Origin of the sequence: Ralstonia pickettii (assembly GCF_001699815.1) — a bacterium.
GTDB classification, from domain to species: domain Bacteria; phylum Pseudomonadota; class Gammaproteobacteria; order Burkholderiales; family Burkholderiaceae; genus Ralstonia; species Ralstonia thomasii.
In genome coordinates this window covers 21034-28217 of the sequence record NZ_MCGB01000085.1, presented here as the reverse complement: position 1 = coordinate 28217, position 7184 = coordinate 21034, and the positions used below count along the sequence as shown (strand labels likewise).

The window sequence follows — 7184 nt, the reverse complement described above, 5'->3', positions numbered from 1 at the left end:
GTGCTTGCGCAACCATACCAGCACCGTCGAGCGACCCTGAATGCCATAGCGTCGCTGCGCCTCTTTGTAGGTCAGCTCGCCTTTTTCCACCTGCTCAACCACTGCCAACTTAAAAGCCAGCGTGTAGTCCCTCTGCGTTCGCTTCTTCTGCCCGTCCATCTTGACCCTCACTCCCTGGCGGGGAAAAAGTGTCAACCTTATTCAGGACGGGTCACGGCCATGAAAAAAGCCCGACGGCAAACCACCGGCGGGCTTTTTATCGGACACATGCGACGCTTAACGCGACGGGTTCAACGTCAGGTTCATGTGACGGTTCACATCCTTGTACAGCAGGTAACGGAAGCGGCCAGGGCCACCCGAATAGCAGGCCTGCGGGCAGAACGCGCGCAGCCACATGAAGTCGCCGGCTTCCACTTCGACCCAGTCCTGATTGAGGCGATAGACTGCCTTGCCTTCGAGCACGTACAGGCCGTGTTCCATCACGTGGGTTTCGGCAAACGGGATCACGCCGCCCGGCTCGAACGTGACGATGTTGACGTGCATGTCGTGGCGCATATCGCTCATGTCGACAAAGCGTGTCGTCACCCATGCGCCGTTGGTGCCCGGCATCGGGATCGGCTCGACGTCCTGTTCGTTGGTCACGAAGGCTTCCGGCAGGGGAATGCCCTCGACGACCTGGTAGTGCTTGCGGATCCAGTGGAAGCGCACCGCAGCATCGCTGACGTTATGTAGCGTCCAGTCAACGCCCGGCGGAATGAAGGCGTAGCCGCCCGGCGTGAGCGTGTACTTCTTGCCCTGCAGCGTCAGCTCCGCTTCGCCTTCCACGACGAACAGCACGGCTTCGGCGTTCTTGTCTTGCTCGGGCTTGTCGCTGCCGCCGCCCGGGTTCACTTCAACGATGTACTGCGAGAAGGTCTCGGCAAAGCCCGAGAGCGGGCGGGCGATCACCCACAGGCGCGTCTGGGTCCAGAACGGCAGCCAGCTTGTGACGATGTCGCGCATCACCCCCTTGGGGATCACCGCGTACGCCTCGGTGAACATCGCGCGATCGGTTAGCAGATCCGTCTGCGGCGGATGGCCGCCATGCGGCGCGTAATACGTGGTCTTAGACATGTTGCATTCAGGCAATGGGTTGGTCCGGCCCCGGGCGCAAACAACAACAGGCGGTTCGTACGCGGGCGGCGTTGACGATAGCGAAGTCGCCCACAATCGACCAATTAAATGTTGCGATGCCTTCCATTCGATTTGCCACTACTGCGCCAGCATCAGATCGAGGTTCTGCACCGCCGCGCCCGAGGCGCCCTTGCCGAGGTTGTCGAACACCGCCGTGAGCAAGACCTGACCGTGGTCGTTGGCGAACACGCCCAGGCGCATGTCGTTGGTGCCGTTGAGCGCTTGCGGATCGAGATACGGCAAGGCGGACGGTGCCTGCAGCGGCATCACGTCCACATGCGGCGCGCCAGCGTAGTGGTCTGCCAGACATGCATGCAGCGCAGTCGCATCAACGCCGGCGTTGAGCAGACGCAGCTCCAGCGGCACCGTCAGCACAATGCCCTGGCGATACGCGCCGTAGGCCGGGACGAACATCGGCCGCTGCGTGAGCCCGGCGTGCAGTTGGATCTCCGGCGTGTGCTTGTGCGCCAAACCCAGCCCGTACACCTGGAACGGCAGCGCGTTTGCTGCCTCCTGCCCCTCGTAGGTTTCCACTGCGCCACGGCCACCGCCCGAATAGCCGGATACGGCATGAATGCTGATCGGGTAATCCGCCGGCACGAGGCCCGCCTGCACGAGCGGACGCAGCAGCCCGATCGCGCCGGTCGGGTAGCAGCCCGGGTTGGTCACGCGCGACGCCGCCGCAACGCGATCGGCCTGCCCCTCGCTCATCTCCGGAAAGCCGTACACCCAGCCCGGCGTGGTGCGATGCGCGGAGCTGGCGTCGATCACGCGCACGCGCGGGTTGACGATGGCTGCGACCGCATCGCGCGCGGCCGCATCGGGCAGGCACAGGATGGCGATATCGCAGGCGTTGATCGCCTCGGCACGGCGTTGCCCGTCTTTGCGGGCGTCGGCGGGAAGCGTCAGCAGTTTCAGGTCCTGCCGCTCGACACGGCCGCGCAGCCGCTCGTGAATCTGCAGGCCGGTGGTGCCTTGGTCGCCGTCGATGAAGACGAGGGGCGTGGACATGGCGGGGCGCTCCCAGGGAAAGAAGTTGGTGATGAATGCGAGCCCCCATCTTCGAGCGCGACCTAGAATATGAAAAGTTGAATTTCCCAACCCTCACATTCAGCTTTTCTGAATCATGCGAGAGATCAGCCTGGACCGCCTGCGCACCCTCGTCGAAGTCGCCGGCCGCGGATCGTTTGCCGACGCGGCGCGGGCCCTGCATCTGGCAGCGCCCACCGTGAGCCTGCATATCGCCGAGCTGGAAGATCGCGTGGGCGCGCAACTTCTGTCACGCAAGCGCGGGCAGGTGCAGCCCACCGCCATTGGCGAGGTGATGGTGGAGCGCGCGCGCAAGCTGCTCGCCGATGCCGAGCAGGCGCTGGACGACATCCAACGCCAGGTGCAGGGACTGAGCGGGCGCGTACGGCTGGGCGCCTCCACCGGCGCCATCGCGCATCTGCTGCCGCAGGCGCTGGAGGTGCTCCGGCAAGACCACCCTGGCATCGACGTGCAGGTGGCAGTGCTCACTTCGCAGGAAACGCTGGCGGGTCTGGCCGATGGCGCGCTCGACATTGGCCTTGTGGCGCTGCCGCAATCGCAGGTGGCGGGGCTGGCGATCAAGCCGTGGCGGCGCGATCCCGTGATGGCGTTCCTGCCTTCGCACTGGACGAGTCCGGCACGCATCACGCCCGCGTGGCTTGCCGCGCAGCCGCTGATCCTGAACGACGCCACCACACGTCTCTCGCGCCAGACGACCGAGTGGTTCGCCACGGACGGTTATCACCCCGTGCCGCGCATCCAGCTCAACTACAACGACGCTATCAAAAGCCTCGTTGCCGCCGGTTATGGCGCCACGCTGCTCCCGCACGAGGCGTCCGCCGTACCGTCGGATGTGCGCATCACCATGCGGCCGCTGCGGCCGGCGTTGTGGCGTGAACTTGGCATCGCGCACCGGGCCGGCCACGTCGAGCGATCGACGCAGCACGTGCTGGACGTGCTTTGGATGCTGCGCGCGAAATAGCGCATCGCGCGCCTTGGCCACGTGACGAGGCGCAGAATCCCGCTGAATAAAGTTTGACTTCTTATGTCGCGACAACTATCGTAAGATATGTTTTTCGACATAACACGGCGCGCCGGCCTACTGCCTTCTGCTGGCAGCCGCGTGCGCCGCCTCCTCTCTTTCTTCGTTCGCCCTCATGCCTCTACTTGATTCCTCGCGCGAGCGCCGGTTGCTCTGGCTACTCGCGCTCACGCAGTTCACCGTCATCATGGATTTCATGGTGATGATGCCGCTTGGTCCCCAGATCATGCATACGTTTGGCATCGGTCCGGCGGCGTTCGCCACGGCCGTGTCGGTGTATTCGCTGTGCTCGGGTGCCTCCGGCCTGCTGGCCGCCACCTATGTCGACCGCTTCGACCGGCGCCGTCTGCTGCTGACCGTCTACGGCCTCTTCACGCTGGCCAACCTGGCCTGCGCGCTGTCGGGCAGTTACAGCATGCTGCTGTTCGCACGGGCGTTTGCGGGCGTCACGGGCGGTGTGCTCGGGTCGATCATCATGGCCGTGCTGTCGGACGTGATTCCGCCCGCGCGGCGCGGCGCGGCTACCGGCGTAGTGATGTCGTCGTTTGCGCTGGCGGCCATGGCAGGCGTGCCTGCGGGCATTGCCATTGGCGCGCATTTCGGCTGGTCGGCGCCGTTCTTCCTGCTCACGGCGCTCACGGTGCTGATCTGGCTGGGCGCGCGGCGGACCATTCCGCCGCTGGCCGAACATCTGGCAGGCAATCGCAGCCAGACGTTGGGCGAGGTGCTCTCGGGCCTGTGGCGGTTGCTCACCAACCCGCGCCACCTGCGTGCGTTCGTGCTGACTTTCGTGATGATGGGCTCGCACATGCTGGTGATTCCGTTCATCTCGCCGGTGCTGGTGGCCAACCACGGGGTGCCGCCGCAAAACCTGTCGTGGCTGTATGTGGCGGGCGGCGCGGCATCGTTTTTCAGCTCACGCGCCGTGGGCAAGCTGGCCGACCGCTACGGCCGCCGCCGCGTGTTCGTGGGCGCCGCACTGCTGGCGTTCATCCCGGTGCTGGTGATGACGCATCTGCCCGACTGGCCCTTCATCGGCATGCTGCTGTTCTTCCCGTTCTTCATGGTGATCCTCTCCAGCCGCATGGTGCCGATGCAGGCGCTGATGACCACGGTGCCGGCCCCGCAGGTGCGCGGCGCGTTCCTCTCGGCCAACAGCGCGGTGATGTCGGTGGGCACTGGCGTGGGGGCGTGGCTTGGCGGGCTGCTGCTGTCCGGTGGCGCCAGCGGCCGCATCGAGGGCTATGGCCTCAACGGCTGGCTGGCCGTGGCGGCAGGGTTGTTCTGCGTGTTCTGGGTGAGCCAGGTGAAGGGATCGGATGCGCAGGGCGACCCGTCGCTGGCTGCATCACCTGCAGCACCGGCATCCGCTGCACCCGCCGGCGCGTCCGGTCCGCAAACGGTGCCGCAAGCACCGCGCGCGGAAAAGGCCTGAGCGGTTATTCGGCTTCCAGCACCGTCTTCAGCTTCACGAGGTCCCGCTGCACCCATTCGGCATCGGCGTCGAACTGCGCGTCGTCCATGTTCGGTTGCTGAAACAGCGTGAGCGAGACAGTGGTGCCCGCGCCGTTGCGCACCACGCGCAGCGGCACGTAGATGATCGATCCGTCCGGCAGGCGGACCCAGTGATCGGCAATGCCAAAGGTGTTGGGCGGGCTGAAGCGGATGAACACGCTGCCTTCGTCGCTGCTGGGCGCGGCCTTGGCAATCCATTCATCGGGGGCCGCGCCCGAGCCCTGCGTAGCGGGGGCGAGCCCTTCCGACAGCCCGGTCGCCCAGATCGGAAAGTTCAGCGGCTCGGCCAGGAACATGGCCACGTCATCGAAGTGACGCTCGACGTTGATGCTCAGGGTGCGGACGTTGTGCAGCATGTGGCCTCCGTGTGCGGCGCGCGCCGTGGGAGGCAGTATATGCGCCGCTCAGGCGGGCAGCTTGCGAAAGCTGATGGCCAGGCGATTCCACGTGTTGATGGTGCTGACCAGCAGCGTGAGGTCGACCAGCTCGGCATCGGAGAACTGTGCGCGCACGGCCTGCCAGACGTCGTCGGGCACGCGCGTTTGTGCGACGAGGGTGACCGCTTCCGTCCACGCCAGCGCGGCGCGTTCTCGGTCGGTGAAAAACGGCGTTTCATGCCAGACGGACACGGTGGCCAGGCGGCGGTCGTCTTCGCCGCCCTTACGGGCATCGGCGGTGTGCAGGTCGACGCAATAGGCGCAGCCGTTGATTTGCGAGGCGCGCAGGCGCACGAGTTCAGTCAGCGGTTTTTCCAGCGTGCTTTTGGCGAGCGCTTTTTCCAGGCCCATGACCGCCTGGATGGCGGCGGGATTGCTTTGATAGAAGTCGAGGCGGGGTTCCATGAGATGGCTCCTGTGCTTGAGAACTGAAGCCAGTGTAGGCACCGCAGTGGCACCTTGGAATCGCCAATCCTCGCGAATATCAGGTAGCCACCTTGGCCAGCACCTCCGCCAGCTTGCCGAGGCCCGCGTCGATCTCCGCAACGTTCACGTGGCCGTAGCCGATCAGCAGCCCCGGCTGCGGCGGCCGCGCCACAAACATCCTCGCGGTGCCGTATAGCCCGACACCCACGCTCTCTGCCAGCTTGACGAGTTCGGCTTCGGGCAAGGGCGTCTGCAACTGCGCCGCCATGTGAATGCCCGCCGCCGACGGCACGGGCGTCAGCCACGGTGCCAGCGGACCACGCAGATGCCGCAGCAGCGTATTGCGGCGCACGGCGTATTCCTTGTGCATGCGCCGCAGGTACTTGCCGAAGTCGCCGTCGAGCATGAATTTGGCGAGCGCCGCCTGCATGAGCGATTCACTGTGCCAATCGGCCACCTGCTTGGCGTGCCGCAGCGGCGCCACCAGCGAAGCCGGCGGCACCACGTAGCCGATGCGCAGCTCCGGAAAGATCGTCTTCGAAAACGTACCCACGTATGCCACGCAACCGGCAGCGTCCAGGCTTTTGAGTGATTCCATCGGACGGCCGTCGAAGCGGAATTCGCTGTCGTAATCGTCTTCGATGATCAGCGCGTCATGGCGCTGCGCCCAGTCGAGCAGTTGCGCGCGGCGCGCCAGGCTCATCGGCATGCCCAGCGGAAACTGGTGCGACGGCGTTACGTAGACGAGCTTGGCGCGCTTGGGCAGCGCATCGACGACCAGGCCTTCCGCATCGACCGGCACCGGCACGACCTTGGCACCCAGCGCCTGCAGCGCAATGCGCGCGGGCGGGTAACCCGGGTCTTCAATCGCCACCGTATCCCCGGGGCGCACGAGCACGCGAGCGATCAGGTCGATGGCCTGCTGCGCGCCCTGGGTGACGACAATATCGGCCCACGCGCACACCACCGCGCGGCTGAATGCGAGATACCGCGAGATGGCCAGGCGCAGCGCCTGGTCGCCCGCAGGGTCCTGATAGCCGCCACGCCCGCGTGCCTGCTGGCGCAGCGCATGCGCAACACAGCGGCGCCACACGTCGAACGGGAAAAGGCGCTTCTCCGTCACCCCGCCAACAAAATCGTGGAGGATATTCTCGCGCGGCTGGGGCAGCACCGCCGGCATGTTGTTCCACGGCGTGTCGAAGATGCGTGGGGCTGGCGTGGGCGACGCAAGTTGCGCCGCAGGCGAGGCGGCCGGCGTGCGAGCGCGCAATCCTTCGGTGGCTTCGGCCACAAACGTGCCGGAGCCGGCGCGCGGCTGTAGATAGCCTTCCGCAATGAGGCGCTCGAATACGTCGAGCGTGGTCTTGCGCGACACACCGATCTGCAGCGCGAGGTCGCGCGTGGAGGGCAGACGCTCGCCCGGCACGAGCCGACCATCGAGGATGGCGGTGCGGAGTTGTCGATAGAGTTGGCCGGCAAGGTCGTGCCGGCCGTGGATCGTCAAATGAACATCCATCGTGGGCGCAGTGTGCGAAGGGGCTGCGCCATTCTACGGAAGCCGC

General features: G+C 65.7%; 8 protein-coding genes. 2 read left to right on the top strand and 6 right to left on the bottom strand.

Annotation, left to right across the window (positions count from 1 at the left end):
• The 3 genes from BEK68_RS17485 to argC all read right to left on the bottom strand — a co-directional run.
• The coding region (locus BEK68_RS17485) for a helix-turn-helix domain-containing protein (protein ID WP_139111364.1) at positions 1-159 on the bottom strand (159 nt) is incomplete at its 3' end.
• 117 nt (positions 160-276) lie between these two features.
• Entirely contained in the window at positions 277-1113 is an 837-nt protein-coding gene (locus BEK68_RS17480; protein WP_004628432.1) for a bifunctional allantoicase/(S)-ureidoglycine aminohydrolase, read from the bottom strand.
• 138 nt (positions 1114-1251) lie between these two features.
• Positions 1252-2184 carry an N-acetyl-gamma-glutamyl-phosphate reductase gene (gene argC, locus BEK68_RS17475; protein ID WP_012436793.1) on the bottom strand — a complete coding sequence of 311 codons (933 nt, stop codon included), beginning with the start codon at positions 2182-2184 and terminating at the stop codon, positions 1252-1254.
• 115 nt (positions 2185-2299) lie between these two features.
• Between argC and BEK68_RS17470 the strand changes: the two genes are divergently transcribed.
• Positions 2300-3184, top strand: coding sequence for a LysR family transcriptional regulator (locus BEK68_RS17470; RefSeq protein ID WP_012436792.1), 885 nt, complete (start codon positions 2300-2302; stop codon positions 3182-3184).
• Positions 3185-3359: 175 nt separating this feature from the next.
• A complete protein-coding gene (locus tag BEK68_RS17465; RefSeq protein WP_012436791.1) occupies positions 3360-4679 on the top strand; it encodes an MFS transporter in 1320 nt (439 codons plus the stop codon).
• A gap of 4 nt (positions 4680-4683) precedes the next feature.
• Here BEK68_RS17465 and BEK68_RS17460 read toward each other — a convergent pair whose 3' ends face one another.
• From BEK68_RS17460 to BEK68_RS17450, 3 genes are all read right to left on the bottom strand, one after another.
• Positions 4684-5115, bottom strand: coding sequence for a hypothetical protein (locus BEK68_RS17460; protein ID WP_012436790.1), 432 nt, complete (start codon positions 5113-5115; stop codon positions 4684-4686).
• Between the two features lie 48 nt (positions 5116-5163).
• Positions 5164-5601, bottom strand: a complete 438-nt coding sequence (locus tag BEK68_RS17455) for a carboxymuconolactone decarboxylase family protein (protein WP_012436789.1) — start codon at positions 5599-5601, stop codon at positions 5164-5166.
• Between the two features lie 79 nt (positions 5602-5680).
• Complete coding sequence (locus BEK68_RS17450; protein ID WP_012436788.1) at positions 5681-7138, bottom strand: PLP-dependent aminotransferase family protein; 1458 nt, start codon at positions 7136-7138, stop codon at positions 5681-5683.
• Between the last annotated feature and the right edge of the window lie 46 nt (positions 7139-7184).